Source organism: Micromonospora sp. H61 (assembly GCF_018070325.1).
Classification (GTDB): Bacteria; Actinomycetota; Actinomycetes; order Mycobacteriales; family Micromonosporaceae; genus Micromonospora; species Micromonospora salmantinae.
In genome coordinates this window covers 14723-40935 of the sequence record NZ_JAGPXY010000062.1, presented here as the reverse complement: position 1 = coordinate 40935, position 26213 = coordinate 14723, and the positions used below count along the sequence as shown (strand labels likewise).

The window sequence follows — 26213 nt, the reverse complement described above, 5'->3', positions numbered from 1 at the left end:
CTCCTGCTCAACTCGCGTTGATCATGAAGTTATTGCCACCGCGCACGGCGTGTCGTGGCAATAACTTCATGATCAACGCGAGTTGAGCAGGAGGGGGCGGAGGGCTGCCACGATGGGGGCGTCGGCGGGGAGCCAGGTGACCGAGTCCAGTTCGTCGGCGGTGAGCCAGCGGAGCGCCTCGTGCTCCAGCGCCTGCGGCTGGTCGCCGCCGAGCAGGCGGGCCGCGTACACCTTGAGCACCGACCGGCCGTGCGCCATCCGCACGTTGCGGCCGACCCGGTCGCCGATCTCGACGCGTACGGCCAACTCCTCGGCGCACTCCCGGATCAACGCGTCGGTCTCGGCCTCCCCCGGCTCGACCTTTCCGCCCGGAAACTCCCACATGCCCGCCACCTCGGGTGGGGCGGAACGCGCACAGGCGAGCACCCGCCCATCCCGGATGATCGCCGCACCGACGATCACCTTCAGGTCCCGTCGTTCGGCCTGCCCGCCATCATTCGCCCGTTCGGTCCGCACGGGCGTCCAGGGTGCCAGATCAATCGGCGGTTTGGGTACCGTAGCCGTCCGCTAGGCCAATAAGACACGGAAGTGTGGGCGTGGACACCCCCTCCGAGCAGCGGGAGACTAGGAGGCACCGACAAGACACGGGATGGCGACGATTTGGCCACAAGCCGGCAACGGCGCTTGGGGGGTGCGGTGATGCGCGTGCTGTTCAACAGCAGGGCCAAGCACGACTACCTTTCCGACGCGTTGACCTTGCTATCTGGTTGGACGCGCGAAGGCGAGCAGATCCGACGGACGCTCGTGATCGACGATACCCAACACGCCGCACTAACTGAACGGGTCAAGGTCGTCGCGGATGCGCTGCATCTACGGCCCGAGATCAGCCGCGGGGCCGACAGCACCCAGATCCGGGTGGGGCACGGCAGCGGCGAGCCGCTGACCGAGGGCGAGGTGCTGTTGGCGGCCCGCATCGAGGACGCCTACCGGGCGGTCACCGAGGCCTGACGACAGTCTCCGAACCCGAGCCGGCGTCCTGCGGGTACCAGCGCAGCTCCACCGTGTTGCCGTCCGGGTCCCGCACATAGATCGAGGTCGCCGAACCGCGGGCACCGAACCGGCTGACCGGGCCGGTCAGCACCGTGAAGACCCCCGACTCGATCACCTGCGCCCAGTCCAGTGGTGCCACCACCAGGCAGAAGTGGTCCACGTTCGTGCCCTGCGGCTCACCGCGGACGAGGTCGATGATGCTGTCGGGGCTGATCCGCACCGACGGGAACGGGACGGTGCCCGCACGCCACTCGTCTACCCGTACCGGTGCCAGCCCAAGCCGGCCGCAGTAGAAGTCCAGGGAGCGCTCCACGTCGGCGACGGTCAGCACCAGGTGGTCGAAACCGGTTACCCGCACCGCGCTCATGCCTCCTCCAGGTGGGCCGCCGCGCGCAGCCAGTCGCTGAACAGGGCTGGGTCGACGTCGGCGACGTCGCGCAGCTTCACCGCCGCCATCGCCCGCGCACCGGGGATCAGCCGCCCCGACGGGTCGACGATCTCCTGCCCCCGCCACAGCCCGAAGGTGACGTACGACCCGTACGCCTTGACCAGGCAGACCGGGCGCTGGCCGGGCCGGTCGCCCAGGCTCCAGACCGGGTGCCCGTGCCACATCGCCCCGGTCGCCCCGGGAAGGGCCGCCGCGATGATCGGCGTCAGCTTCTCGCCGATCTCGCGCAGTGGGCCGGCCAGGCCGGCCAGGTAGTCGTCAACGCTCACGTCAGAGCCTTTCGCTCGGTTTTCCCTGCCGCGTTCACGATCCCCGAACGAGGGACGCCGACCAAGACCCGATGCCGCTACGATCGTTGCCCACAGGTCAACGATGGGAGCGGTGTGCTGGAGCGGTACGAGGTCGAGACGTTCCTGACCCTCGCGGACGAGCTGCACTTCGGCCGGACCGCCGAGCGGTTGACCGTCAGCACCGGCCGGGTCAGCCACATCGTGAAGAAGCTGGAGCGCCGGATCGGCGCACCGCTGTTCGCCCGCACCAGTCGGGTCGTCCGGCTCACCCCGATCGGCCGGCAGCTCGCCGACGAGCTGGCTCCGCTGGTCGCCGGGATGGACGAGGCAGTCCGCCGCGCGACCGACGCCGCCCGGGGCGTGACCGGGACGCTGCGGGTGGCGTTCCTCGGCGAGTGGACCGCGCCGGTGCTGCTCCGGGCGGTGGCCCTGTTCGGTGAACGGCACCCCGATTGTCGGGTCGAGGTGCACGAGGCGCAGTTGTCCACCACCCGATCCGGGCTGCTCGACGGCTCGACCGACGTGTTGATCGCCTCGTACCCGTTCGACGGGATGGCCACCGGCCCGGCGCTGCTCTCCGAGGACCGGGTGCTGGCGGTGGCCGCGGGGCACCCGCTCACCCGGGAGCGGTCGGTGTCGTTGGAGGTGCTCGCCGACCACCCGGTGGTGCAGTACCCGACAGTGACCTCGGTGGAGTTCAAGCGGGACCGCACCCCGGAGCGCACCCCGTCCGGCCGACCGGTGCCAAAGGGGCCCGCCGGGAACACCTTCTCCGAGATGCTGTCCCTGGTCGCGCTGGGCCGGGGAGTCCTGCCGGTGGGCGAGCACACGCGGCGCTACTACCCGCGCCCCGACGTGGCGTACGTGCCCATCCACGACGCGCCACCGATCGAACGAGGGCCGGTCTGGCTGCCCAGCAACACCACCACCCGGGTACGCGAGTTCGTCAGCGCCGCGACCGACGCGAACCCCCGATGAGGCACGCCGAGTTCCGCCACCACCGGCTGGTCCAGGTGTACGACGCGGAGCTGCTGCCCGAGCGGGCGTTCGACGTGGCGGTGCTGACCAGCCACGTCGCGCAGTTCTTCGTTGACGACGCGGAGTGGGCGCGTACCCTCGCCGACCTGGCCAGGGCGCTCGTGCCCGGCGGCCGGCTGGTGTTCGACGCCCGCGATCCGGCGGACCGTCGTTGGGAGCGGTGGAACCCTGTGGATTCGCACCGGCTGGTCACGCTGCCCGACGGCGGCGAGGTCCGCGCGTGGACCGAGGTCACCGGGGTACGCGACGGAGTGGTCGACTTCACCCACCACTACCACTTCGACGACGGGGAAGAGATCCTCAGTTCGGCGACCCTGCGCTTCCGCACCGAGGTCGAGCTGCGCACCTCTCTGACCAGGGCGGGCTTCATCGTGGACCATGTTCACGGGGGCTGGCACGGCGAGCCCGTCGGCCACGGCGACGGCGAGTTCGTGGTCCTCGCCCGGGTGGGCACGTTGGCACCAGTTTTCTAGCCTGGAGCACATGGCGAACATCGCGTACGACCGCAAAGAGCAGGTCCAGCAGATCGAGAGTGGCCTCCTCGAAGGCGAGCAGATCATCGCCGTCTACGACGCCGTCGGCACCGGCACCGGGTTCATCGGGCTGACCGACCGCCGCGTGATCATCCAGGACCGGTCCTTCGTCGGGAAGCGGTTCGCGATCACCAGCATCCCGTACTCGAAGATCACCAGCGTGAGCGTGGTCAGCAACAAGTCGTGGGGTGGTTCGTTCTTCTCCACCGGCGCCATCGCCATCCACGTCGGCACGCACACCTACGAGGTGGAGTTCCGTGGCGCGCAGAAGAGCCACCACGTGCACAACGTGATCCTGCACCACATCTCCTGATCGCACGTCCCGTCGTGGGCCGGGCTGGGTTATTTGCTTTGCGGGGCCCACGGCGTCTCTGGTGTCCTCGGTCGACAGCCACGCGAAGGGAGCAGCCACCATGCCCGACACGACGAAGTCCCCCGAACCAACAGTCATCCGACCCGAGGAATCGAGACTTCGTGAGCAGAACTGTTCCCTTGGCGCTGCTGGGCGCCACTGACCCCAACCCGGGAGGCCGCTGATGTCGGTCTTCGACGATCCCGGCCTCTTCGGCCGGCTCTGGGCCGCCGACTACGACGGCCCAGGCAACCCCGACCCAGCACCAGCGGTGGACTTCCTGGCCGCCCTGGCCGACGGGGGTCCGGTTCTCGAACTGGCGATCGGCACCGGCCGGGTCGCGCTGCCGCTGGCCGAACGCGGCCTCGCCGTGCAGGGCGTCGAGGCGTCCGAGGAGATGCTCGCGCAGCTGCGGGCGAAACCCGGCGGCGACCGGATCCCGGTAGTCGTCGCCGACATGGCGGACGTGCCGGTGGCCGGTGAGTTCCGGCTCGCGTACCTGGTCTTCAACACCCTGTTCAACCTGGTGGACGCCGAGCGGCAGGCGGACTGCTTCCGCAACGTCGCCCGGGTGCTGTCGCCCGGCGGCGCGTTCGTCATCGAGACGTTCGTGCCCGACCCGCGCAGCTTCGACTCGGACGAGCAGGTGCAGGTACGTGAGGTGACCGAGGACTCCGCGACGATCCGACTGCACCGGTACGACCGGCCGGCGCAGCGGTTCATCCGGCAGACGATCACGTTCGACGCGGACGGTGTGCACCTGAAGCCGTTCGCCATGCGGTACGCCTGGCCGCACCAGATCGACGAGATGGCGCAGCAGGCAGGGCTCCGGCTCACCGAGCGGTACGCCGACTGGCACCGGCGACCGTTCCAGGCCGACAGCCCGTCGCACATCTCCGTCTACCGGGCGGAGTAGCGGTTTGATCGACTCGGGTTCCGGAAAGTCGGGGGTGTCATCGCCACGACGACACCGCGACGTCAAGGAACCCGAGTCGGCCTCCGCCTCTCGGTGAATACCGAGGTCAGTGCCCGTCGCTGATCTGGACGTCGTCCGGCGCCGGCCGGCCGCGCCCCGTCTCGACCAGCTCCTTGAGGCTCATCAGGAAGATCGCCCACTTGGTGCTGCACTCGTGCATGAGTTCGGTCGGCTCGCGCCAGCCCGAGTGCGTGAAGTCGACGATCGTGTACCGACCTCGCTGGCCGAGCCGCCAGCCGATCTCGGTGCCGATCCACTCCTCGGGGCCACCGACGACCCGCCACCGCACCCGACCGGCCGGGTCCAGCTCAAGGATCTCCAGGTCGAACCCGCCCTCGTCACCGAAGTGGACGGCCAGCGAACCGCCGACCTCGCTCTTGCCGGTCGTGTCGACCGACCACCAGCCGGCGACGCCCTCGGGGGTTGCCACCGCACGGTAGACGTCGGCGAGTGGAGCGACGACGCCGACCTGGTGCAGAATATCGACCATTCTCAGCCTCCCTGGTTGTTGGTGCGGTGGCGTTCGATCGTCTCGGCGATGCGCTTGATCCGGCGCAGGCGGGCGTCCCAGGTGGAGCCGACTGCCGACAACTGGGCGACCGCGCGGGCGAGTTGCGCCTCGTCCACCTGGTAGTGACGCTCGCGACCGGCCGGCTCGGCGTGGATCAGCCCAACCCGGTCGAGGACCGCCAGGTGCTTCGAGACGGCCTGGCGGGTGACGGGTAGCCGTCGGCTCAACGAGGTGGCCGTGCCCGGCCCGTCAGCGAGAAGAAGATCGATCATCGTACGCCGGATCGGGTCGCCGATCGCCGACCACAGCTCATCGTCGACCGCCGTGCTCACGGGGTCGCGACCAGCCGCGCGACGTACTCGCCCAGCCGGGGCATGTAGTGGTCCCAACCGTTTTCGTGGTCGCGGTACTGCTCTTCCAGCACGGCGACCTCCCAACCCAGCTCGCGGAAGCCGGTCTCGGTCATCCGGATCAGCGTCCCGGCGCCACTGGGCACCAGGTCGAAGGTGACGAAGAGCGCCTGCCCGCTCCGGTCCTGCTCGGTGAAACACCACCGGAAGGAGAACCGCTTCGGCGGGTCGACCTCGACGACGGCCAGCGCGACGGTCTTCGTCTCGCCGGTGTCGGCGTCGCGCCAGACCAGCTCGCCGGGCGCACCGGCGACGGACTCGAACCGCGCGTCGTCGGGCCACCACTCGCGCATGTGCTCGGGCTGGCTGACCACCTCGAAGACGACTTCGGGGGACGCGTTGACGTGGATGTCTCGTTCGATCGTTCCCTGTTCCATGCCCACAACCTTTCGCAACCTTTGGTTGCACTGAACCTACGACAGACCACGCCCATCGCGCAACCTTTCGTTGCACGTCGCGGTTTCGTCGTACCCGAGGTGCACGATCTGCCCATGTCTGAGCCATCGCCGCACCGACACCACGCCATCGACTACGTCGAACTCACGGTGACCGACCTCGCCGCAGCCAAGCGGTTCTACGCCGACGCGTTCGGTTGGCAGTTCAACGACTACGGGCCGGAGTACGCCGGCATCCGCAGCCCACACGGCGACGCCGCGCCCGAGGTCGGCGGTCTCCGTGTGGACCGGGAGGTTCGGGCGGGCGGCCCGCTCGTGCTGCTCTACTCCAGCGACCTGGACCGGTCCGTGCAGGCGGTCAGGGAGGCCGGCGGCCAGGTGGTGAACGGGCCGTACGAGTTCCCCGGTGGCCGGCGGTTCCACTTCACCGACCCCAGCGGCAACGAGCTGGGTGCCTGGGCCGAGCAGTAGGGCGCCGAGTCGCTCCACGAACTCATCGACGACCTCGGGCCCTGGCTCGCCGGGGAGTACGCGACCGTCCATGGCGAGAGGGCCGTCCGTCCCTGACCTATCGGAGGTCCTCGCCGCTCAGGACGGGACAGCCGAACATGTCCCTGAGGACGGCCCGCTGGTGGTCGGTCAGTGGGTGCGCGAAGACCACGGCGCCCACCCCGCGCTGCCGGCAGGCCTCGGCGACTTCGCGTGCCCTACCGGGGCTGAGCAACGTCCGCCGCGACAACGGGTCGCCCATCTTGTCCGCGCCGCCCGAAGAGACTCCCCGCCGTTGCACGTGCCGGCCCACGACCTGGCCACCGCGGGCTTCCACCAGGCTGGCCAGCAGATCGAGCTTGCTTTCGAACTCCTTGTCCTTCGCCGAGAACAGGCCCACCAGCGCCACCTCGGCACCTGCCAGCACAGCTTTCACTGCACCGCCCCGATGTCGGTTCGCCGGGTCGCCGGCCATCAGCGGCGGCGGGCGCGCAGCACGCCGGTCAGCATCGGCAGCGCGAACTCGCCGTGCGCGGTTTCGGGTCGGCCCCCGAGGAAGGCGCGGATCCGGTCGAGCGTGGCGGCTCGTTCCTCTTCCGGCATGACCAGCATCCCGGCCCGCGTCGCGAGCGTCGCGACGAGCGAGTCGGCGGTGCGGCGCTGCCCGTGCGGGAACTCGACCTGCTCCGCCGACCCGAACCGGGCGATCCGGCCGGTGCTCGGAACGAGCATGTCCGCCGTAGCCGTGCGCCAACTGCTCACCGTGTCACGCGGGCCGATGGCCGCACTCCCGCTGACCCGTTCGAGCCCGGCAACCCAGCCGACCCGGTCGTCCATGATGTTCCACAGACCGGCCAGGACGGCTCGACCGCCACGACATCCGCGCCCAGCGCCGCCAACGTCGCGGAAAGCTTGCCGGTGTCGGCGCCCAGGTCGAGCACGCGTAGGCCGGGGGCGGGCTCCAACGCCCATCGCACCGCGGCCTGCGCGTAATCCGGGCGGTGCTCGGCGTACGCGGTCGCCGCCGCGCCGAACGACGATCGGAGCAGCTGTTCCGTCATCCGGTCAACGTACCGCCGCATGTGGACATTGACTGCGACCATGACCACCGTGCAGATCTTGCGGAGCTGGTGGCGCGCCCGCTACCCCGTCTACGTACTCGGCCTCCTCGTCGGGATGGTCATGATGTGGCTGCCCTTCAAGACCTTTAAGGACAACGACGCCTGGACGGGTCCATGGCGTGCCAGCCCAGGCAGTCGTCGATGAACTCGTGCACAAGCGGCGGAACACGATGCACCTGCGCTACGAATTCGCCGGTGCTCAGCGTCAAGCCGAGGTTGGCTGTTGGGAGGTCTACCTGGCGGCCGGCAGTCCGGTGCGAATCTGGGTCAACCCCAAAGATCCGGAGGATTTCGTCACCGATTTCGGCATCCTCAGCGGGCACCGGGGCCGGCTGCAAGGGGAGGTCGGAGCGGCAGGTCTGGTTCTGTCCGGGTGGATGGCGTTAGCTGTGATCGCCCGCGGCTACCAGCGACAACGCGACCGCCGGCGACGTGACTGGCAGCGGCAGCAACACGGCCAGCGCCAACGACAGTTCACGAACGCCAGGGCCGGGACAAAGCGCAAGCCGAGCAGCCGTCAGCGGAACCAGGACTAACGCCCGCCCCGCGATAGAGTCGGGCTCAAACGTTGAAGCGGAACTTGTATGGCCGCTCCCACGACCTGCGGCGACCTGGCCAAATCGGGGTTAAGCGCTGGCGCTCCGGTCCGCTGTCGTCCAGGAGTGCCCCTGCCTCGTCCACCCTGCGGGCCGGTGTTGACCCCTGTGTCGGGCACGCCTCGGGCATGGCGACCGCTTCGGTGTGCACTCTCAGCAAGCCGGTCGGGTCGGACTTGATGTGACGTCAGACGGCCTGCTGGCGTGCCTCTCGGGCTGGTTCGGCTGGCACGGTTGCTGTACTTCGCTGTTGCACTGCCGGCTTCAGACGAGGCGCTGGATGCGGACCTTCGGGCGCTCGTCCCTGAGGTGGCCGTGCTTGTGTTGGCGGACCTGTTCGTCCCAGACCTCCTGGTCGTAGTCCGGGTCCGGTGGGATCCATTTGTGGGAGCCATCGCTGTAGTGGAACTTCTCGTCACCCGGCCGCAGAATGCTCATCGGGTCCAGCCGAGGAATCGGTAGTGCAGGTGTCCGGCGGGGACGTGGGCCAGATCCTGGGCGGCGTTGACGAGTTGAGCGGCCAGGTAGAGGGCCAGTGACACCGGGGCGCGGTCGTACTCCGCTCGCAGCTCTCGGCGCCGGGTCGGGCATGGCCAATCCCCCGCACAGCCGCCGCACGTCCAGGCCGGCTTGATCGGGTGGTGAGTGGTCACTGCGGGCCGTCCTGGTTGGGCCAGTGGCCGCGGTTGATCGGGATGCGGTGATGGCTTCGGCATGGCAGATCGCCTCCGCAGCGGCAGATACGCCGCCAGTGCTGCCAAGACCAGACGGGCCGGTGACGGCGAGCGAGAGTCAGCGCCACCGCCAGCACGTACTCGTCGTACGAAACTCGCCTCACCGGCTCGCCTCGTCCGGTCGCGCCAGGGTCTGCCCTGCCCATGTCGAAGGGAGCACTGCCGTCTCCTTGCACCGGAGCAATCTGGAGGCGTGGATGCCCGAGCGCGGGGGACGCGCCGAACATCCACGCCGGCGAGGACGGCCCACAGCGCCAACCGAGGGAATCGACCTCCTCGGCAACCTCCCACAGGTACCGTTGGGTAGTCAAGGGCTGACGTAGGTGGTCTACTCGTGTTGCCAACCGAGGAGAACCACGTGCCGCCGCGTTACCGCTACGAGCAGATCGCCGACGACCTCGCCGAACGCATCAAGTCCGGCGAGTTTGAGCCCGGCTCCAAGCTGCCCAGTCGGCGCGAGTTGATCGAGCACTACGGGGTCACCGAGCCGGTGATCGACCGTGCCATGCAGGTACTACGGATCAAAGGGATGACCGAAACGCTTCCCGGCGTTGGCGTCTTCGTCACCGAGTAAGTCCCTCCGCAGAGCCAGCCGCCGCAGCCGCGACCTCACGCCTGCACGTTCTGGGCGTATTGTTCGGGTCAGTCCGCACCTGTCCGTAACCTCGGGCAATGGTCCGCGCTGTCCCACTGAGCCCTTCCCCGTCTGGCCCGGTTGCTGTCGACAACAACGGGCATGCGTTTCTGCACAGAGGAGGGGCCGGTCAACGAGGCCGAGCAGTTCCTCGGACCCGTCGTGATTGCTGGCGTCGAAGGCATCCGCTGGGTGTCCATCCGGCCCTGGCAAGAGAGCTACAACGCGTCCATGGATGACGTGCAGGACCTGGACGACGAGAACCGCCGGGACCTGTCGGTGTTCCCGTCGCTGTACCCAGACGGCGAGGACGACCCGGGGCCCGGCCGAGTGATCGGTCACGTTGAAGGCCCGGCCGAAGCGTTGGAATTAACAGAGCGTGCGACCGGGGCGTCGACGGATCGCTGGGACAACCACGGGGTTGCCGGGGAGGACTACGCGGACTTCGTGCAAGCCAGGAACTCCTGACTCAGACGTTGAAGCGGAACTTGAACGGCCTCGCTCCTGACCTGCGGCGGCTTGGTCGACGTGCTGGCCCCGCCGCGTCTTGGGCTCACGTCATTGCCGACTGGTTGCCGACGTTTCACGCTGTCTTGTACCCCGTGTGCCCCAAGCCCGAGGAGCGGTACTTCCTCCAACGGTGAAACCCAGTCGAGACCATGGCCCCGCCGATCGCGCCGAGTATCGCCTCGTTGAAGGGCCCAGGCTGCTCGACGTATCCCAAGGCGACCAAGAGTCCGGTCCCTGCCGTCATCACGCCCGCAGCCAGCAGCGCAACGCAGAGAAGTAGGCGGGCGCGCACCCCGTCAGTAAAGCAGGCCATCACAACCTGCGCTGCGAGCTGCCGCCGGCCTTCAAGCACACGGTTTAGGGAGTCAGTTGCGGGTGCCGGGCGGTCAAGCCTCTCACCAGGGCAGACATTTATCCGTCTCGCGCCATGTGGCTGATCATTCCGGACAGGTTCCGGATCTTGCCGGCGCTTACCTGGGGGGTGGTCGCTCAGCTCGATCTAACTCGGCACGCTTCGTCGGTGGCCGCCTCCGCCCGACTGCTTCTCCTGTATGGCCCTGAAACCGGCACGCGAGGCATCAATGGTGGAAGTCATTCGACTTCTAACCTAGCCTGTAGAGGTGGCCGACGATAGCGGAGTTACTCACGAGCTAGAAACCTTCATGGCGCAAGTCTCAGTTGAACTTGCGGCCGAATACTCGCGCATTCGGGCCCGCGCCGTGAGCGATCCGGGAACCGCCGGAGATGAGGGTGAGGAAAACTGGCGACGCCTGCTGGCTGAATGGCTTCCACCTACTCTAAATATCCAGACGAAGGGGCGAGTACTTGGAATCAACGGGAGCCTTTCGCGTCAGGTTGATCTAGTCATCCTCACTCCGTCGTATCCAGAGAAGCTCAGTGAGAAGAAGGTGTACCTGGCGGGCGGAGTCATGGCCGCCTTTGAATGCAAGCTGACTCTCAAAGGGGAGCACATTGAGAAGGCGGCCGAGAACGCTCGCCTGATTTCTCGCATGGCCCGCGCCACTTACACTGCGCCGGTGAGCAATCTGAGGCGCGACCTACGCTCACCAGTCTCTTACGGTATTCTTGCTCATAGCCATGTGTGGAAGACAGAGCCTGCCGATCGAGTAGAGAGGCTACTTAACGAAGAACTAGTCCGGGATAGCCACCCAAGTGAGATGCTGGACTCCGTGTGCGTTGCCGACCTCGGGTTTTGGTACGGCGCTAGATTCACCCTCCCCCCGCCGCATTTCATCAACCCAGAGGTGCGGCTCCTAGTTCCGCAAGCCGGGACGGTACAGGGCCAGTATCACAGAGCTGTTTCACCGACCGACGATGCCGCTCCGAACCCTTTGCATGCCCTGATTGGTCATATCATTAACAACCTTGCTTGGGATGTGACAGACCTTCGGCCGCTCGCAACCTACTGGCAGCTAGCGAAGGTCGCCGGTGCGGGCATGGGGATGGGTTCCGGCTCCCGGTTGTGGTCTTACGATGTCTTTACCGAATACGTCCGCCAAAGACTGAACAGCGAGGGTATCGCGCAAGGCGATCCTTGGAATCCTTGGGGCGGAATGGCCTGATTCCGGCAAGTTGCCGCCCCGATGATCACTCCTATGGGAACCTCCGCCGGCCAATCCGCTGACGAGGTTAACTCCCTTCGTCCGAAGGAACGATCAGGCGGGCCCGACCAGCGACGGCAGGCAGTCGGACGTTCCGAAACGATCCGTCGTCGTCCACGGGTGTCCGAGGTTGACGGCCTCGGTAGTCACCCAGTTTGTCACCCGCTCTGGCCGGCAGCCCCTCAGCGGCTCTACGGCTACCCTCACGCCATGCGATCCCCCTTGGTTGATCTGCTACCGATGACGCTGTGGCAACCCGGCAACCTCTACGCCGGAGGGCGACTGCACTTCTGGGTGGGTTGGAGTGATGAGCGGACCGTCGAGTGGCAGGGGCGTCAGATCCTGGCTGGGAAGCCCGGCGGCGCTGCGCGGATCAATCAACGCTACTTCCAGCCGGAGCAAGGTGACTAGGGCAGCGGCCCACGCTCAGCTTGGGAATCGGGTTGATCTGCACGCCCTGTAGCGGCATCCTGGAATTCAATGAACACGGAGCGTGTCGACGTAGTCCGTAGCATGCCCATCGCTACGCGGGATTGACCGCTGCATCGGGCACGCTACGGGCACAGGCACCTGGACGGTCGAAGGACCACGGCTGAGGTGATGGCATGGTGATGGAGCAGCGGCCAATTCCAGTCCAATCAATTAAGGGTGCCGATGACACCTCCACACAAAACCTCAAACTGCTCTTTTATCTGATCGAGATCGAGCGTCAAGCGAAAATCTTTAACGACTCCTTCGAGTCGGCAGTCGACGCCGCCACCGCCGGAAGCAACGCTGACGCATGGAAGAATATTCAAGCAGCGATGTTTGCCGGGATAATCGTGAGCAGGATGGTGACCTACGGCCAGGATCCAAAAGCGGAAGGATGGCCAGGCACCAACGGTCAGGCCAAGAAGTTGGCTAAGGAGGCCAAGAAGACTCGTATCAAGGAACTGCGTCGGTTACTCGCGCTCCCCGACAATGAGGACTACCCACTCTACGATTTAGGCAGAATCAGAAACAGCCTTGAGCACATCGACGAGTGGCTAGATAGGGCTCTATACGCGCCCTCAGACGTGGCCGCCCTGAGCGATTGGTACCTGGCCGGACGTAGCTTGATTCACTCCTCGGATGACCTCGGCAAGGGCGAGGGGGTTGCTGGACTTCGCGGCTTCTCGCCCGAAACTGGACGCGCCATTTTCCATCGCCACCAGTATGATTTGTTTGTCATCGACATTGAGATAGCCAAGGCGTATCACAATTCACGGGAAGTTCAGACCGACCTATTGAAGGAGATACGCGGAGGTTGCTTATTCGGCGGCGGTCAGGTGTTCCTATTCACGGACGATCTGGCTCAGCGGCATGACTGGTGGAGAAGCGAACGTGCCAAGATACTGGGCGAAGCGTCATCAAATCCACGCATCGACGGACGAGTCCGTTTGTGGATGAAGGTTCAAGACCAGTCTCAGTAATCGCAACAGCACCATTCAGTGCTGCCATCCCGTCTGCCGCCGACCCGCCCTATTGGGGAGCGGGCCGCCGCCCGGTCCGCCACGTCAAGACGGCCTTGGCGCACGTACGGACGCTGGCGGGCCGGGTGGCGGTCTGCTCGGCTCGCCCGGGTCGACGGCTGGCGGGATGGCCCTGCGCAACCACCCACGGACCGCAACCCGCCGACGGACCCCCGACCATCTCGGAGTCGTTGCGCCCCCGCCGGAGCGCGGTCACCGCGACCCACCCGCCGCCGCGACCCGCCGCACGGACCCGGCGCGCCCTTTCCTGCGCCGCGCCGCTCGGGGCGCGGCCCGGCCGGCTGCCGGCCCACCAACCTCAACCACCCTCGGCCCCACCGTCTGCGGCGGCCCCGGGCTTACCGCTCTCCGCGCCAGCCGCCCGGCGTCCTGCGTGGCCGGAGTCGGAGCGCCAGCGGAGCGACGGACGCGCGCCCAGGCGGCGGCGCGTGCGGCCCGTCTCGGGCCGCCTTGTCGGTCGCTCTCCCGTGGTGAGAATTAGCCTGCCGTCAGCCCACCGGGAACGCATCGTGCCTCTCACCGTCGATCAGGTCCGCGCCCTGGCCGCCGCAATGCCCGCTGGCAACCGGGCCATGGTGATCGTGCAAGCCGGCCTCGGGCTGCGCCTCGGCGAGCTGCTCGCACTGCGCGTCCAGGATGTGGACCACGTTGGCCGGACAGTTCGGATCGAATGGCAGTTCGCGCCACAGTCCAAGCTGCGCACCGAGCCGAAGACACGCCGATCGCGCCGAACCATCCCGCTCCCCCAGTGGTGGCGACCGCCATCCGCGAGCACTCGGCGCAGTTCCCGCCGGCTGCCGACGGCACCATGTTCACCACCCGCTTCGCCGGCCCCTACCGACACGACTACTACGGCTCGCGGATTTTCTCGGCGGCCGTCGAGCGGGCCTCGCTACCCAAGGGCACCACGAGTCACGACCTGCGGCACCACTACGCGGCGGTCCCGCTGATGCAGGGCGAGTCGGTCATCGTGGTCGCCGAGCGTTTGGGGCAGGAGAACGCAACCTTGGTCCTGTCGACGTACGGCCACCTGATGTTGGACTCGGAGGAACGCACCCGCCGCGCCGTCGATGACGCGTGGGGTGTGCCCCCGACGTGCCCCCGGGCAACGATTCAATCGCCTGACCTCCGGGAACAGGCCGGATTCAGACGTTGAAGCGGAACTCCACCACGTCGCCGTCCTGCATGACGTACTCCTTGCCCTCAATGCGGACCTTGCCCGCCGCCTTGGCCGCCGCCATCGAACCGTGCTCGACCAGGTCGTGGTACGAGACCACCTCGGCCTTGATGAAGCCGCGCTGGAAGTCGCTGTGGATGACACCCGCGGCCTCCGGAGCGGTGGCGCCGACCGGGACGGTCCAGGCGCGCGCTTCCTTGGGGCCGGCCGTGAGGTACGTCTGGAGACCGAGGGTGCGGAAGCCGACCCGGACGAGCTGGTTGAGGCCGGGCTCGTTCTGCCCGATCGACTCCAGCAGCTCGCGGGCCTCCTCCTCGGGCAGGTCCACCAGCTCAGATTCGATCTTGGCATCCATGAAGATGGCCTCGGCGGGGGCGACCAGGGCGCGCAGCTCGTCGAGGAACGTCTCGTTGGCCAGTTCGGCCTCGTCGACGTTGAAGACGTACAGGAAGGGCTTGGTGGTGAGCAGGTGCAGCTCGCGCAGGTGCTCCAGCTCGATCTTGGCGGCGGCGGCCCCGGAGTAGAGGGTGGTGCCGCCGTCGAGCACCTCGATCGCGGCCTTCGCGGCGGCGACGGCGGCGGCCCGGTCCTTGCGGAGCTTGGCCTCCTTCTCCAACCGGGGCAGCGCCTTGTCGAGGGTCTGCAGGTCGGCGAGGATCAGCTCGGTGTTGATCGTCTCGATGTCGTCGGCCGGGGAGATCTTGCCGTCGACGTGCACCACGTTCGGGTCGGAGAAGGCCCGGACGACCTGGCAGATCGCCGAGGCGTCGCGGATGTTGGCCAGGAAGGCGTTGCCCCGGCCCTGCCCCTTCGACGCGCCGCGGACCAGGCCGGCGATGTCGACGAACGACACCGGCGCCGGCAGCACCTTCTGCGAGGAGAAGATCTCGGCCAGCTTGCCCAGCCGCTCGTCGGGCAGCCCGACCACGCCGACGTTGGGCTCGATGGTGGCGAACGGGTAGTTCGCCGCCAGCACGTCGTTCTTGGTCAACGCGTTGAAAAGCGTGCTCTTGCCGACGTTGGGCAGGCCGACGATGCCGATGGTGAGACTCACGACGGGCCAGCTTACGCCGGTCCCGGCCGGGCCGGTCCAGGCGGCTCCGATTCGGCGCCGCGCCGGTGGTCGATCGTCGCTCCCACCGGGCCCGGTCGGGCGTTGCTAGTCTCCCGGTTCGATGTTCCGCTGCTGGAGGTGGGATGACCTCGACGTTGCCCGAGCTGTATATCGCCGTCGATGTGGAGGCGGACGGGCCGATCCCCGGGCCGTACAGCATGATCTCGCTGGGCATGGCCGTGACCGGCCGCCCCGACCTGACCTTCTACACCGAGTTGCGTCCCATCTCCGACGAGTTCGTTCCGGCGGCGTTGGCCGTCTCCGGCCTGGACCGGGACCGGCTGCTGCGGGAGGCGCCCACCGCGCAGGAGGCGATGTCCGCCGCGGCGGCCTGGGTCAACGGGCTGCGCCGGGTCGGCCGTCCGGTCTTCCTCGCCGCCCCGGCCGTCTGGGACGGCATGTTCGTGCACTGGTACTTCGTCCGCTTCGTCGGGCACAGCCCGTTCGGCGCGACCGGCTCTGGTGTTGATCTCCGCAGCTACTGGATGGGGTTGACCGGCAGCGAGTGGGCCCAGACCCGCCAGGGCACGATCAAGCACGAGCTGGGCCTGCACGACATGCCGCACACGCACCACGCCGGGGAGGACGCCGCCGAGCTGGCCCAGGTCTTCGACGCGGTGCTGCGCCGGCAGGCCGTCGACGAGGCGTGACGCTCAGCCGAGCAGGCGGGGGGCGATGACCGCCTCCCGTACGCTGCCGTCCGCGCCGCGGCTGACCTCGTACGCCGAGACGCCCTCGCGGTCCGCGATTGCCTCGACCAGCCGGGTGCCCCGGTAGACCAGGCCGACGCCGTCGTCGGTGCAGTGGCTGGTGGGGAGCGTGCCGTCGCCAACCAGCTCGTGCATGAGCGGGCGGCGCTGGCCCTCGCTGTCGTAGTGCACCCCGTTGCCGTACGGCAGCCAGGCCAGGCCCTCGGTGAAGCCGCGCAGCCGGGGGCCGAAGCTGTCGGTGGCACCGCCGACATGCCAGCAGATCGAGCCGGCGGAGACGCCGGCCAGCACCACGCCGGCCTGCCAGCACTCGTGCAGGATCTCGTCGAGCCCGTGCACCCGCCACACCGCGACCAGATTGGCCACGCTGCCACCGCCGACCCAGATCACGTCCTGGGCGAGCAGGTGGGCGCGGACGTCCTCGACGTTGGGCATCGGGAACAGGGCGAGGTGTGACAGCCGGAACCGGGTGTCGGCGAACGCGCCGTAGACGGCGGTCAGCGAGGTGGGCTGGTCGCCCACGGCCTGCCCGAGGTAGCAGACCCGTGGCTGCGGGCCGGCCTCGGCCAACTCGGCCGCCAGCTCGAAGACCGGGCTGGGGCGCAGGTCGTAGGGCCCGCGGTCGCCCCGGAAGAAGCCCATGCTGGTGGCGATGATGGTCGGTTCGCTGGCGGGCATCGGAGCGTCCTTCCGTCGGGGCGGTGCGGCGTCCATCCTGCCGCAGCCGGTCTTCCGCCCGCTCGGTGCGGGCCCGACCCGCCGCCGGCGGGCAACGGGTCGGGCCCCGCCAGGCTGGTGATCAACCAGACTGGTCGGGCCGCCGTTGGCGGGGAACCTCGACCTCGGGCCAATGACCCAGGGCCCGACGGTCGGCCGGGGGCAGTTGCCCGGCAGCGGCGCGGGGCAGGGTGAACCGGTCGGCGGCGGCCGGCCCGACCGAGACCGACTCGCGCAGCATCCAACGCACCTCGTCGGCCGTCCAGCCCAGCCCCGGCCGCGCGGCGATCTCGCGGATCAATCGCCGACCGACACTCGTGTCGTCGTCGTAGAAGCGCATGCACCAGTGGTGCGTCCACATCCCGAGCGCCCGCAGGCCCGCGTCGTCGAGGGAGCCGGCCAACCGGCCGCAGGCCGTGTCGGGGAAGCTCCGCTCCGGGTTGCCCGCCCGGTCCCGTTCGATGGCGCCCACGGCTGCCGGCGCGACGGCCCGCATCCGGCGATAGAAGGACTGCGCCACCGCGCGGGGCAGCGGCGGGAACGCACCCGGTGTCGACGCCGCCGCCCAACCCGCCACGCTCGTCATTTCGCCGCACCCCTTCTTCAGTTGGTGGCCGGACGCTACCCGGCACGACCGACACTTTCGGGCCGAAAACCCCACCGATCGTGGATAGCGACGATGACCTGGGACGTCTGTATCTGTGACAACGAAACGGGGGTGGTGGGTGGACGAGGACGAGCGCGCGCGGCTGGCCGAGTTCGTCGGCAGCCGGACTCCGGCGCTGATGCGGGTCGCGTACCTGCTGACCGGGGACCGCAACGCCGCCGAGGACCTGTTCCAGTCGGCGTTGGCGCGGACCATCCCGAAGTGGGGAACCATTCGGCACGCCGATCCCGAGGGCTACCTGCGGGTGGTGATGTACCGCGAGCAGATCAGCTGGTGGCGGCGACTGCGCCGGTGGCGGGAGACACCGCTCAACCCGGCCGACGAACCGGTCGGCGGCGACCCGAGCGGCGGCACCGACGTGCGGCTGGCGATGCGGGCCGCGCTGCGTCACCTGCCACCGGCACAGCGCGCGGTGGTGGTTCTCCGCTACTACGAGGACCTGCCCGAAGCCCGGGTGGCCGAGCTGCTGGGCTGCTCGGTGGGGACCGTACGCAGCCGTACCCATCGAGCGGTGAAGCGACTGCGCGACCTGCTGCCGGACGTCGACAGGCTGGAGGTACGGCGATGACCGAACCCTTCGAGCACCTCATCCGCTCCACCCTCACCGACCTGGCCGAGGAGGCACCGATCGTGCATGACCAGTTGAGCCGAGCGGAACGGCGGGTGCGCAACAGGCGCCGCGTCACGGTGACGGTGGGGGCGGTGAGCACCCTGGCGGCGATCCTGATCGCCACCCCGCTCGCCCTGGCCGCGACCGGCTCGGACGAGCCTCCCCCGGCTGTGCCCAGCCCGGCCGGTCCGGCGGCCGTGCCCAGCCCACCCGTGCCCACCCCGTCCGCGCCCACCACGGTGCCGACGGTCGTACCGAGCCCCGGGGGCGCGCCCGGGGACCCGTCAATCACACCGGGCCCGCCCGGTGTGCCGGGCCGCCCGACGGTCTCACCAACCCCGTCGACTCCGCCGGGCCCGCCCGGCGTGCCGGGCCGCCCGACTGCCTCGCCGAGCCCGTCGCGTTGAGCAGACCCGGTCAGGTCGGTGGTTCTTCCGGCCCGGCCTGACCGGTCAACCCAGGAGATTCCGGTCACCTTCGCCCGGCGCTCCCCGTACCGACGAGCGCCGTGCGAACCCGCCGACGGGAGGGGACCCTCCACCGAATTTGTCGAGGCCGGCATGCCCGCTCATTCTTGGACCATGACCGATCCCGGACACCCGAGGTGCGAGCTGCGGGGGCAACGATGAGCACCGCCATGGCCCGGGTGCCCGACTCCCTGCGGGGGCAGATCGTCACCCCCGGCGACCGCCGGTACGCGCAACTGCGCTCGACGTACACCAGGTCGGCGTCACCGGCCGCGGTCCTGCTGCCGAAGACCACCGCGCAGGTGGTCGACGCGCTCCGCTACGCGCGGGAGCAGCGGCTGCCCATCGCGGTCCGCAGCGGCGGGCACGGCCTGTCCGGAGCCTCGTCCAACAACGGCGGGGTGGTCATCGACCTGTCCATGCTCAACCGGGTTCAGGTGATCGACGAGCGGGCCGGCCTGGTCCGGGTCGAGGCCGGCGCGCGCTGGGCGAACGTGGCGAAGGCGCTGGCCCCGTACGGCCTGGTGATCAGCTCGGGTGACTACGGCGGCGTCGGCGTCGGCGGTCTTGCCACCGGCGGTGGTGTCGGCTGGCTGGTCCGCGCCCACGGCCTCACCATCGACCGGGTCCGCGCCGTCGAGGTGGTGCTGGCGGACGGGACGCTGGTACGCGCGGACGCCCACCACGAGCCGGAGCTGTTCTGGCTGGTCCGTGGCGCCGGGGCCGGCGCGGGCATCGTGGTGGCCTTCGAGATCGAGGCGGCCGAGCAGCGCAACGTCGGTGTCGCGCAGCTGGTCGTCGAGGCGCATCCGGACGGTCGCACCGTCCGGGAGTGGACGACCTACCTCGCCCAGGCGCCACGGGAGTTGTCAGCGGCCGCAGTGGTGTTCGCGGAGGGTCGATCGGTCCTCATGTCCATCACCGCCGTGGTCGCCGCCGAGAGCCTGCGCCGGGCCCGACCGGCGGTGGAACCGCTGCTCGCCATCGGCAAGGTGCTCGAACACCGGACCGACCTGCTGCCCTACCCGACGCTGGTACCGACCGCGCACCTCAACCCCAACGTCGGGCAGCAGCGTGGCACGACCACGAACGGTCTGTTCACCGCACTGGACGACGCCGGGGCGCGGGCCGTGACGCGAGCGGTGACCGGGCCGGGGCGGGCGGTGGTCCAGCTCCGCTCGTTGGGCGGAGCGGTGAACGACGTCGCCTCCGACGCGACCGCGTACCCGCATCGCCACCAGGACACGCTGATCGTGGCCTCGGTGTTTCCGCCGCAGGCCGATGCCGCGTTGAACGCCGCGTGGCGGGCCGCCGGGGCACGCGCCGACGGCGCGTACGTCAACTTCGAGAGCCGGCCCGACCCGGCGGCGTTCGCCCGGATCTACCCGGGCGAGACCGGGGCCCGGGTCCGGCGGCTGTGGAAGCGGTACGACCCGGACGGTGTGTTCCGATCGGCCCTGCTGACCGGCCAGGCCAACCGCGCCGGTCAGGGCAACCGATCCAGCCCCGCCGGCCAGGCCGAGCGAACCAGTCAGGGCTCCCGCGCCGGCCGGTCCGGTCAGCCGCACCGACGCCGCCGCTGACCGGGAGGCGGGTCCTGCGGCCCCGCGCACACCCAGGTCCGATTCCCGCCAGCCGATGACCGGTCGAGCGGGGCATCATCGGTGACATGGAGATGGACTTCGAGCGGTGTTACCGGGCCGTGGACAGCCGTGACCAGCGGTTCGACGGCTGGTTCTACACCGGTGTGACGTCCACCGGGATCTACTGCCGGCCGTCCTGCCCGGCGATCACGCCGAAGCGACAGAACGTCCGATTCTTCCCGTCCGCCGCCGCCGCGCAGGGCGCCGGGCTGCGCGCCTGCCGCCGCTGCCGGCCGGACGCCGCGCCCGGCTCACCGCTCTGGGACGTCCGCGCGGACGTGGTCGGTCGGGCGATGCGGCTGATCGCCGACGGGGTTGTCGACCGGGACGGGGTACCGGGGTTGGCCTCCCGGCTGGGCTACACCGAGCGGCACCTGCACCGGATGTTGAGCGCCGAGATGGGCGCCGGGCCGCTCGCGCTGGCCCGGGCCCAACGCGCCCAGACCGCCCGGATCCTGATCGAGACGACCGACCTGGCGATGGCCGAGATCGCGTTCGCCGCCGGCTTCGGCAGCGTGCGGCAGTTCAACGACACGCTTCGCGAGGTGTACGCGAGCGCCCCGTCGGACCTGCGCACGGCCCGTGGCCGCCAGCAGGGGCCGGCCGGGGCGGGGACCATCTCGCTCCGGCTGGCGTACCGCCCGCCGCTGCACGCCCGGGCGCTGCTGGACTTCCTCGCGGTGCGGGCGCTGCCCGGCGTGGAGGCGGTCCGCGACGGGACGTACCACCGGGGTCTGCGGTTGCCGCACGGCACCGGCCAGGTGGCGCTGACCCCGGCGGACGGGCACGTGGCGGCGACGTTGCGGCTCGCCGACCTGCGCGACCTGGCGCCGGCGGTGGCCCGCTGCCGCCGGTTGCTCGACCTGGACGCGGACCCGGCGGCAATCGACGCCACGTTGGCCGCCGACCCGGCGCTGGCCCCGGCGGTCACCGCCGAACCCGGCATCCGTGTCCCCCGCGTCGTCGACGGCTTCGAGCAGGCCGTCCGCGCCATCATCGGCCAGCAGGTCTCGGTAACGTCCGCAAGAACAACCCTCACCCGCCTCCTGACCGCCCACCCTCGTGTTGATCATGAAGTTGTTGCCACCGACGACGGCGTGTCCGGACAACAACTTCATGATCAACGGGGTGGGGGGCCGCAGGGGGGTGAGCTGCGCGGGTTTTTGAGCGCGGAGGAGCTTTTGTCGCTGCCGGACTCGGGGTTCGGGATGCCGGTGGGGCGGCGGGAGGCTCTGCGGGGGTTGGCTCGGGCCGTTGTGGACGGGTCTGTCGACCTCGCCGCCGGGGTAAATCGGGAGGAGGCCGTTCGGCGGCTGCTCGCGCTGCCCGGCATCGGCCCGTGGACCGCCAACTACCTGGCCATGCGCGCCTTCGGCGACCCGGACGTCCTCCTCAGCTCCGACCTCGCGGTCCGGCGCGGCGCCGCCGCGCTCGGCCTGCCCGACACCCCACCAACCCTCGACAGGTACGCCGAGCGCTGGCGCCCCTGGCGGTCCTACGCCACGATCAGACTCTGGAGAGCGGCATGAACATCGACAGCACCGTACTGAACACACCGGCCGGCCCACTGAGCATCCTCGCCGGTCCCGACGGTGACGTACGGGCGGCCGGCTTCACCCCGGACCCGGCGGTGCTGCTGTCCCTGGTCCACCCGGCCCTGCGGGCACCGCTACGGGATCGGGCCGACCTCGGCCCGGTCAGCGCGGCGGTCCACTCCTACCTGGACGGTGACCTCGCCGCCATCGACACCGTGCCGGTGCGCCAACGCACCGGTGGCGAGTTCATGGCGCACGCCTGGCAGGTGCTGCGTGAAGTGCCGCCGGGCACCCCGGTCACCTACACCGGGTACGCCGCGCTGGCCGGTCGACCACCGGCGGTCCGAGCCGCAGCGGCCGCCTGCGCCCGGAACGCGGCAGCCCTCTTCGTGCCCTGCCACCGGGTTCTTCGCACCGACGGCACGCTCGGCGGCTACCGCTGGGGGCTGGACGTGAAGAAGTGGCTTCTCGGTCATGAGCGACGCTTGACAACAAGCTGACAGAGGCATCGACACTCATTGACGCTACCGTCTGGTAGTGCCTGTGGAGAGCGACGGCGACCCGGCCGCCCGGGCCGCCGCGGGCACCCACCCCGTGCACAACCTCTGGCGGCTGCGCCCCTACCTGCGCCCGTACGCCGCAGAGTTCGCCTGGCTGCTCGTCGCTGGCCTCGCCGGCACCGCGGCCGGGATCGCCGTACCACTGGTCGTGCAGCGGGTAGTGGACGGGCCGGTGGCCCGACACGAACCGGCCGGGCTGCTCCAGCTCGGCGGCCTGGCGCTGCTGCTCGGCGTCGTCGAGGCGGTGCTCATCTTCATCCGCCGGTGGGTGCAGTCGTCCTCGGCGGTGGGCATGGAGGCGGCGCTGCGCGCCGACGTCTACGCCCACCTGCAACGGCTGCCGACCAGCTTCCACGACCGCTGGCAGTCCGGCCAGTTGCTCTCCCGGATCACCAGCGACCTGTCGGTGATCCGCCGGTTCCTCTCCTTCGGCGTCTTCTTCCTGGTGCTCAACCTGACCACGTACGTGGTAGTGGTGGTGCTGCTGATCAACCTGCACCCGGCGCTCGGGGTGCTGGTCGCGGCCAGCGCGGTGCCGCTGCTGCTGATCAGTCGCCGGTTCGGCCGGCACTACCACGCCGCGTCCCGCCGGATGCAGGATCAGCAGGGCGACGTGGCGACGCTGGTCGAGGAGACCGCGCAGGGCCTGCGCACCATGAAGGCGTACGGGCGGGGGCCCGAACTGGCCGCTCGCTTCGCCGGTGCAGCCCGGCGGCTGCACGACACGGGCGTCGGCAAGGGGCGGCTGCTGGCGAACACCTCGGCGCTGCTCGACCTGGTGCCCAACGTGACACTGGGCGTGGTGCTGGCGGCCGGGGCGGCCGCCGCCGCGCAGGGCGCGCTCACCATCGGCGAGCTGGTCGCGTTCGTCAGCCTCCAACTGATGCTCATCTGGCCGGTGCAGTCCCTGGGTTGGATCATCGCCAACGGTCAGGAGGCGGCCACCGCCGCCGACCGGATCCAGGAGGTGCTGGACACTCCACCGGAGATCGTGGATTCTGCCGGCGCTGTCGCGTTGCCACGCGACGCGGTGCACGGTCGGCTGCGCTTCGAGCGGGTCTCGTTCAGCTACCCGGGTGCCACCACGGGGGTGCTGCGCGAGATCGACCTGACCATCGAGCCGGGCGAGACGCTGGCCCTGGTCGGCGCCACCGGCTCCGGCAAGAGCACGCTGCTCTCCCTGGTGCCCCGGCTGCACGACGTGAGCACCGGCCGGATCACCCTCGACGGGCACGACCTGCGAGAGCTGCGGCTGGCCTCGCTGCGTCGGCTGGTCGGCGTGGCGTTCGAGGAGCCAACCCTCTTCTCCATGTCGGTGCGGGAGAACCTCACCCTGGGTCGCCCGGACGCCGGTGACGACGAGATCCGCGCCGCCCTCGCACTGGCCCAGGCCGACTTCGCGTACGACCTGCCCTGGGGGTTGGCGACCCGGGTGGGCGAGCAGGGGTTGTCCCTCTCCGGCGGGCAACGGCAACGACTCGCGTTGGCGCGGGCCGTGCTCGGCCGACCGGCGGTGCTGGTGATGGACGACCCGCTCTCCGCTCTCGACGTGCACACCGAGGCCCTTGTCGAAGCGGCGCTACGGCGGGTCCTGCGCGACAGCACCTCGCTGCTGGTGGTGCACCGGCCGTCGACGATCGCGCTGGCCGACCGGGTCGCCCTGCTGGAGGACGGACGGATCACCGCGACCGGCCGGCACTCCGACCTGCTGGCCACCGTTCCGGCGTACCGGGCGCTGCTCGCCGCCGAGCCACCCGCCGGGCATCCGCCGGCCGGGGCCAGCGGCCCGAGTTCGTCCCCTTCGGACGGCTGGGGGCTGGTGCGCTCGTGAGCGTGCCGGAGCAGGCCGCCCCACCTCCGGAGGAGGAGCCCGAGCTGACCCGCTGGCGCGGAACCGCCACCGACCCGGAGGCTGACCGCAGTCGAGCCGAGGACACCAGCCCCGAGGCGGTGGCCCGGCTGCGCCGGCTCAGCCGCACCCTGCTGGGCGACCTGCTCCGCCCGCATCGGAGGCGTCTCGCCGCGGCCGTCGCCCTGCTGCTGGCCCAGAACGCCGCCGCGATGGCCGGCCCGTACCTGGTCATGATCGGTATCGACCGGGCAATCCCGCCGTTGCGCGCCGGCGACGCCGGCCCGCTGGTCACCGTCGCCGGGGCGTTCGCGGTGGCCGCGGTGACCGAGTACGCGGCCCGCCGCGGCTTCCTCACCCTCTCCGCCCGGATCGGCCAGGCCGTCCTGCTCGACCTGCGGCAGCGGGTGTTCGGGCACTTCCTGCGGCTGTCGGTGGGCTTCCACGAGCGGTACACGTCCGGCCGGATGGTCTCCCGGCTCACCAGTGACCTGGACTCGATCGCCGAGCTGGTCGACGGTGGGATCGACAGCCTGGTGCTGGCCGGGCTCTCCATCCTGTCGGTGGCCGCCATCCTGCTCTGGCTGGACCTGCCGCTGGCGGCCGTGACGCTGTTCGCGTTCCCGTTCCTGTTCTGGCTCTCCCGCTGGTTCGCCCGGTCGTCGGCCAGCGCGTACCGACGGACCCGGGACGCTGTCGCGCTGGTCATCGTGCACTTCGTCGAGTCGATGCGGGGCATCCGGGCGGTGCAGGCGTTCCGCCGCGAGCCTCGCAACCAACGGATCTTCGTGGCGCTCGGCGACGACTACCGGCGGAGCAGCCTGCACGCGTTCCGGCTGATCGCCACGTACTCGCCCGCGATCAAGCTGATCGGCAACGTCACAGTGGCGGTGGTGCTCTGCTACGGCGGTTGGCGGGTGCTCGGCGGGCAGACCGAGATCGGTGTGCTCGCCGCGTTCCTGCTCTACCTGCGCCGCTTCTTCGAGCCGATGCAGGAGCTGAGCCAGTTCTACAACTCGTTGCAGTCGGCCACCGCCGCACTGGAGAAGCTGGCCGGGGTGCTCGACGAACGACCGGCCGTCGCCGAACCGGCCCGGCCCACACCGCTGCCGACCGGCCCCCGCCGTGGTGAGTTGATCTTCCGGGCGGTCGGCTTCGGCTACCGGGCCGACACCCCGATTCTCTGCCGGCTGGAGTTGACGGTGCCGGCCGGGCAGACCGTGGCGCTGATCGGCCCCACCGGGGCGGGCAAGTCGACGATCGCGAAGCTGGTCGCCCGTTTCCACGACCCCGACACCGGCACGGTCCGGCTGGACGGGGTCGACCTACGCGACGTACGCGACGCCGACCTGCGCCGCGCGGTGGTGCTGGTGACGCAGGAGAACCACCTGTTCAGCGGGACCGTCGCGGAGAACATCCGGTTCGGTTGCCCAGGGGCCGACGACGCCGCCGTCCAGGCCGCCGCGCGGGCGATCGGCGCGCACGACTTCATCGCCGCACTACCCGAGGGGTACGCCACTCAGGTGCACCGGCGCGGCGGCCGGCTCTCTGCCGGGCAGCGGCAGCTGGTCGCGTTCGCCCGCGCGTTCCTGGCCGACCCGACAGTGCTCATCCTGGACGAGGCGACGTCGTCGCTGGACGTGCCGACGGAACGTCTGGTGCAGCGGGCACTCGGCACCATCCTGCGCGACCGCACCGCACTGGTGATCGCCCATCGTCTCTCCACGGTGGAGACCGCCGACCGGGTGCTCGTCCTCGACGGCGGAAGGGTCGTCGAGGACGGCCCACCCGCCGTGCTGGCCGAGGCCGACGGCCGGTACGCCGCCCTGCACCGCCAGTGGCGTGACTCGCTGATCTAGTCGGGCCGCCCCGTCGCGGCCACAACCGCCGGCCGGTGTGTTCGGCCGCAACTACGTCGCCCCGCACCCGGTAGGTGCCTACGAT

Annotated in this window: 35 protein-coding genes and 1 pseudogene; 21 read left to right on the top strand and 15 right to left on the bottom strand. The window is 69.7% G+C overall.

From position 1 onward, the window contains the following. Window positions 1-72: 72 nt before the first annotated feature. Window positions 73-516 (bottom strand): (deoxy)nucleoside triphosphate pyrophosphohydrolase, encoded by a 444-nt coding sequence (locus tag KBX08_RS25300; RefSeq protein ID WP_210785865.1) that lies wholly within the window; start codon window positions 514-516, stop codon window positions 73-75. Window positions 517-699: 183 nt separating this feature from the next. Between KBX08_RS25300 and KBX08_RS25295 the strand changes: the two genes are divergently transcribed. Continuing rightward, the gene (locus KBX08_RS25295; protein ID WP_210785864.1) at window positions 700-1008 is read left to right on the top strand and encodes a 4a-hydroxytetrahydrobiopterin dehydratase; all 309 of its coding nucleotides are present in this window, start codon (window positions 700-702) and stop codon (window positions 1006-1008) included. On the opposite strand, the gene KBX08_RS25290 is transcribed toward KBX08_RS25295, so the two are convergent. Then, the gene (locus tag KBX08_RS25290; RefSeq protein ID WP_210785863.1) at window positions 995-1417 is read right to left on the bottom strand and encodes a VOC family protein; all 423 of its coding nucleotides are present in this window, start codon (window positions 1415-1417) and stop codon (window positions 995-997) included. The genes KBX08_RS25295 and KBX08_RS25290 overlap by 14 nt on opposite strands. Continuing rightward, entirely contained in the window at window positions 1414-1767 is a 354-nt protein-coding gene (locus KBX08_RS25285; RefSeq protein ID WP_210785862.1) for a DUF1801 domain-containing protein, read from the bottom strand. Before KBX08_RS25285 ends, KBX08_RS25290 begins: the two co-directional genes overlap by 4 nt. A gap of 114 nt (window positions 1768-1881) precedes the next feature. On the opposite strand from KBX08_RS25285, the gene KBX08_RS25280 reads away from it, so the two are divergent. The 4 genes from KBX08_RS25280 (at window position 1882) to KBX08_RS25265 (ending at window position 4627) form a co-directional block, all read left to right on the top strand. After that, window positions 1882-2766 (top strand): LysR family transcriptional regulator, encoded by an 885-nt coding sequence (locus KBX08_RS25280; protein WP_210785861.1) that lies wholly within the window; start codon window positions 1882-1884, stop codon window positions 2764-2766. Continuing rightward, a complete protein-coding gene (locus KBX08_RS25275) occupies window positions 2763-3299 on the top strand; it encodes a hypothetical protein (protein ID WP_210785860.1) in 537 nt (178 codons plus the stop codon). Before KBX08_RS25280 ends, KBX08_RS25275 begins: the two co-directional genes overlap by 4 nt. Window positions 3300-3309: 10 nt before the next feature. Next, a complete protein-coding gene (locus tag KBX08_RS25270; RefSeq protein ID WP_030337500.1) occupies window positions 3310-3672 on the top strand; it encodes a PH domain-containing protein in 363 nt (120 codons plus the stop codon). 223 nt (window positions 3673-3895) lie between these two features. Further along, window positions 3896-4627, top strand: coding sequence for a class I SAM-dependent methyltransferase (locus KBX08_RS25265; protein WP_210785859.1), 732 nt, complete (start codon window positions 3896-3898; stop codon window positions 4625-4627). Between the two features lie 106 nt (window positions 4628-4733). On the opposite strand, the gene KBX08_RS25260 is transcribed toward KBX08_RS25265, so the two are convergent. Genes KBX08_RS25260 through KBX08_RS25250 form a run of 3 tightly spaced genes read right to left on the bottom strand, consistent with a single transcriptional unit; the run spans window position 4734 to window position 5985 of the window. Then, window positions 4734-5177 (bottom strand): SRPBCC domain-containing protein, encoded by a 444-nt coding sequence (locus tag KBX08_RS25260; RefSeq protein ID WP_210785858.1) that lies wholly within the window; start codon window positions 5175-5177, stop codon window positions 4734-4736. Between the two features lie 2 nt (window positions 5178-5179). Beyond that, entirely contained in the window at window positions 5180-5530 is a 351-nt protein-coding gene (locus KBX08_RS25255; protein ID WP_210785857.1) for a metalloregulator ArsR/SmtB family transcription factor, read from the bottom strand. Then, a complete protein-coding gene (locus KBX08_RS25250) occupies window positions 5527-5985 on the bottom strand; it encodes an SRPBCC domain-containing protein (protein ID WP_210785856.1) in 459 nt (152 codons plus the stop codon). The genes KBX08_RS25255 and KBX08_RS25250 overlap by 4 nt, the downstream gene beginning before the upstream one ends. 114 nt (window positions 5986-6099) lie before the next feature. Between KBX08_RS25250 and KBX08_RS25245 the strand changes: the two genes are divergently transcribed. Next, window positions 6100-6474: a VOC family protein gene (locus KBX08_RS25245; protein WP_210785855.1), complete on the top strand. Its 375-nt coding sequence runs from the start codon at window positions 6100-6102 to the stop codon at window positions 6472-6474. A gap of 97 nt (window positions 6475-6571) precedes the next feature. On the opposite strand, the gene KBX08_RS25240 is transcribed toward KBX08_RS25245, so the two are convergent. From KBX08_RS25240 to KBX08_RS34015, 3 genes are all read right to left on the bottom strand, one after another. After that, on the bottom strand, window positions 6572-6901 hold the full coding sequence (locus KBX08_RS25240) for a hypothetical protein (RefSeq protein ID WP_210785854.1): 330 nt from the start codon (window positions 6899-6901) through the stop codon (window positions 6572-6574). Window positions 6902-6966: 65 nt separating this feature from the next. Beyond that, window positions 6967-7254: a hypothetical protein gene (locus KBX08_RS34020; RefSeq protein WP_247670026.1), complete on the bottom strand. Its 288-nt coding sequence runs from the start codon at window positions 7252-7254 to the stop codon at window positions 6967-6969. Continuing rightward, complete coding sequence (locus KBX08_RS34015) at window positions 7251-7553, bottom strand: class I SAM-dependent methyltransferase (protein WP_247670025.1); 303 nt, start codon at window positions 7551-7553, stop codon at window positions 7251-7253. The genes KBX08_RS34020 and KBX08_RS34015 overlap by 4 nt, the downstream gene beginning before the upstream one ends. A gap of 173 nt (window positions 7554-7726) precedes the next feature. Here KBX08_RS34015 and KBX08_RS25230 point away from each other — a divergent pair. Then, window positions 7727-8149, top strand: a pseudogene (locus KBX08_RS25230) (DUF3592 domain-containing protein); the annotation flags it as partial. A gap of 324 nt (window positions 8150-8473) precedes the next feature. On the opposite strand, the gene KBX08_RS25225 reads toward KBX08_RS25230, so the two are convergent. Then, the gene (locus KBX08_RS25225; protein WP_210785852.1) at window positions 8474-8647 is read right to left on the bottom strand and encodes a hypothetical protein; all 174 of its coding nucleotides are present in this window, start codon (window positions 8645-8647) and stop codon (window positions 8474-8476) included. After that, window positions 8644-8862 (bottom strand): flavin reductase, encoded by a 219-nt coding sequence (locus KBX08_RS25220; protein WP_210785851.1) that lies wholly within the window; start codon window positions 8860-8862, stop codon window positions 8644-8646. Before KBX08_RS25220 ends, KBX08_RS25225 begins: the two co-directional genes overlap by 4 nt. A 415-nt stretch (window positions 8863-9277) precedes the next feature. Between KBX08_RS25220 and KBX08_RS25215 the strand changes: the two genes are divergently transcribed. The 5 genes from KBX08_RS25215 (at window position 9278) to KBX08_RS25195 (ending at window position 13160) form a co-directional block, all read left to right on the top strand. Further along, window positions 9278-9517 (top strand): GntR family transcriptional regulator, encoded by a 240-nt coding sequence (locus KBX08_RS25215; protein ID WP_210785850.1) that lies wholly within the window; start codon window positions 9278-9280, stop codon window positions 9515-9517. 162 nt (window positions 9518-9679) lie between these two features. Continuing rightward, window positions 9680-10045: a hypothetical protein gene (locus tag KBX08_RS25210; RefSeq protein WP_210785849.1), complete on the top strand. Its 366-nt coding sequence runs from the start codon at window positions 9680-9682 to the stop codon at window positions 10043-10045. Window positions 10046-10707: 662 nt separating this feature from the next. Further along, window positions 10708-11670: a DUF6602 domain-containing protein gene (locus KBX08_RS25205; RefSeq protein WP_210785848.1), complete on the top strand. Its 963-nt coding sequence runs from the start codon at window positions 10708-10710 to the stop codon at window positions 11668-11670. Between the two features lie 249 nt (window positions 11671-11919). Next, on the top strand, window positions 11920-12120 hold the full coding sequence (locus KBX08_RS25200) for a hypothetical protein (RefSeq protein WP_210785847.1): 201 nt from the start codon (window positions 11920-11922) through the stop codon (window positions 12118-12120). 194 nt (window positions 12121-12314) lie between these two features. Next, the gene (locus KBX08_RS25195; protein WP_210785846.1) at window positions 12315-13160 is read left to right on the top strand and encodes a hypothetical protein; all 846 of its coding nucleotides are present in this window, start codon (window positions 12315-12317) and stop codon (window positions 13158-13160) included. A gap of 548 nt (window positions 13161-13708) precedes the next feature. On the opposite strand, the gene KBX08_RS34010 is transcribed toward KBX08_RS25195, so the two are convergent. Continuing rightward, window positions 13709-13867: a hypothetical protein gene (locus KBX08_RS34010; protein WP_238689832.1), complete on the bottom strand. Its 159-nt coding sequence runs from the start codon at window positions 13865-13867 to the stop codon at window positions 13709-13711. A 101-nt stretch (window positions 13868-13968) separates the two neighbouring features. Between KBX08_RS34010 and KBX08_RS34005 the strand changes: the two genes are divergently transcribed. Continuing rightward, the gene (locus KBX08_RS34005) at window positions 13969-14376 is read left to right on the top strand and encodes a hypothetical protein (protein WP_238689833.1); all 408 of its coding nucleotides are present in this window, start codon (window positions 13969-13971) and stop codon (window positions 14374-14376) included. On the opposite strand, the gene ychF is transcribed toward KBX08_RS34005, so the two are convergent. Beyond that, window positions 14366-15451 (bottom strand): redox-regulated ATPase YchF, encoded by a 1086-nt coding sequence (gene ychF, locus KBX08_RS25185; protein WP_091406282.1) that lies wholly within the window; start codon window positions 15449-15451, stop codon window positions 14366-14368. The genes KBX08_RS34005 and ychF overlap by 11 nt on opposite strands. A gap of 143 nt (window positions 15452-15594) precedes the next feature. On the opposite strand from ychF, the gene KBX08_RS25180 reads away from it, so the two are divergent. Beyond that, window positions 15595-16161 (top strand): exonuclease, encoded by a 567-nt coding sequence (locus KBX08_RS25180; protein ID WP_210785844.1) that lies wholly within the window; start codon window positions 15595-15597, stop codon window positions 16159-16161. Between the two features lie 3 nt (window positions 16162-16164). On the opposite strand, the gene KBX08_RS25175 is transcribed toward KBX08_RS25180, so the two are convergent. Further along, window positions 16165-16899, bottom strand: coding sequence for a peptidase E (locus tag KBX08_RS25175; RefSeq protein ID WP_112583751.1), 735 nt, complete (start codon window positions 16897-16899; stop codon window positions 16165-16167). Between the two features lie 121 nt (window positions 16900-17020). Next, complete coding sequence (locus KBX08_RS25170) at window positions 17021-17524, bottom strand: hypothetical protein (RefSeq protein WP_247670024.1); 504 nt, start codon at window positions 17522-17524, stop codon at window positions 17021-17023. A gap of 139 nt (window positions 17525-17663) precedes the next feature. On the opposite strand from KBX08_RS25170, the gene KBX08_RS25165 reads away from it, so the two are divergent. The 7 genes from KBX08_RS25165 (at window position 17664) to KBX08_RS25135 (ending at window position 26128) form a co-directional block, all read left to right on the top strand. After that, entirely contained in the window at window positions 17664-18173 is a 510-nt protein-coding gene (locus KBX08_RS25165) for a SigE family RNA polymerase sigma factor (protein ID WP_210785843.1), read from the top strand. Then, window positions 18170-18622 carry a hypothetical protein gene (locus tag KBX08_RS25160; protein WP_210785842.1) on the top strand — a complete coding sequence of 151 codons (453 nt, stop codon included), beginning with the start codon at window positions 18170-18172 and terminating at the stop codon, window positions 18620-18622. Before KBX08_RS25165 ends, KBX08_RS25160 begins: the two co-directional genes overlap by 4 nt. 218 nt (window positions 18623-18840) lie before the next feature. After that, window positions 18841-20265, top strand: coding sequence for an FAD-binding oxidoreductase (locus KBX08_RS25155; RefSeq protein WP_210785841.1), 1425 nt, complete (start codon window positions 18841-18843; stop codon window positions 20263-20265). A gap of 86 nt (window positions 20266-20351) precedes the next feature. After that, a complete protein-coding gene (locus KBX08_RS25150; RefSeq protein WP_210785840.1) occupies window positions 20352-21854 on the top strand; it encodes a DNA-3-methyladenine glycosylase 2 family protein in 1503 nt (500 codons plus the stop codon). Continuing rightward, complete coding sequence (locus KBX08_RS25145) at window positions 21851-22360, top strand: methylated-DNA--[protein]-cysteine S-methyltransferase (RefSeq protein ID WP_210785839.1); 510 nt, start codon at window positions 21851-21853, stop codon at window positions 22358-22360. Before KBX08_RS25150 ends, KBX08_RS25145 begins: the two co-directional genes overlap by 4 nt. A 37-nt stretch (window positions 22361-22397) precedes the next feature. After that, window positions 22398-24251, top strand: coding sequence for an ABC transporter ATP-binding protein (locus KBX08_RS25140; protein ID WP_210785838.1), 1854 nt, complete (start codon window positions 22398-22400; stop codon window positions 24249-24251). Next, complete coding sequence (locus tag KBX08_RS25135) at window positions 24248-26128, top strand: ABC transporter ATP-binding protein (protein ID WP_210785837.1); 1881 nt, start codon at window positions 24248-24250, stop codon at window positions 26126-26128. Before KBX08_RS25140 ends, KBX08_RS25135 begins: the two co-directional genes overlap by 4 nt. Window positions 26129-26213 lie beyond the last annotated feature (85 nt).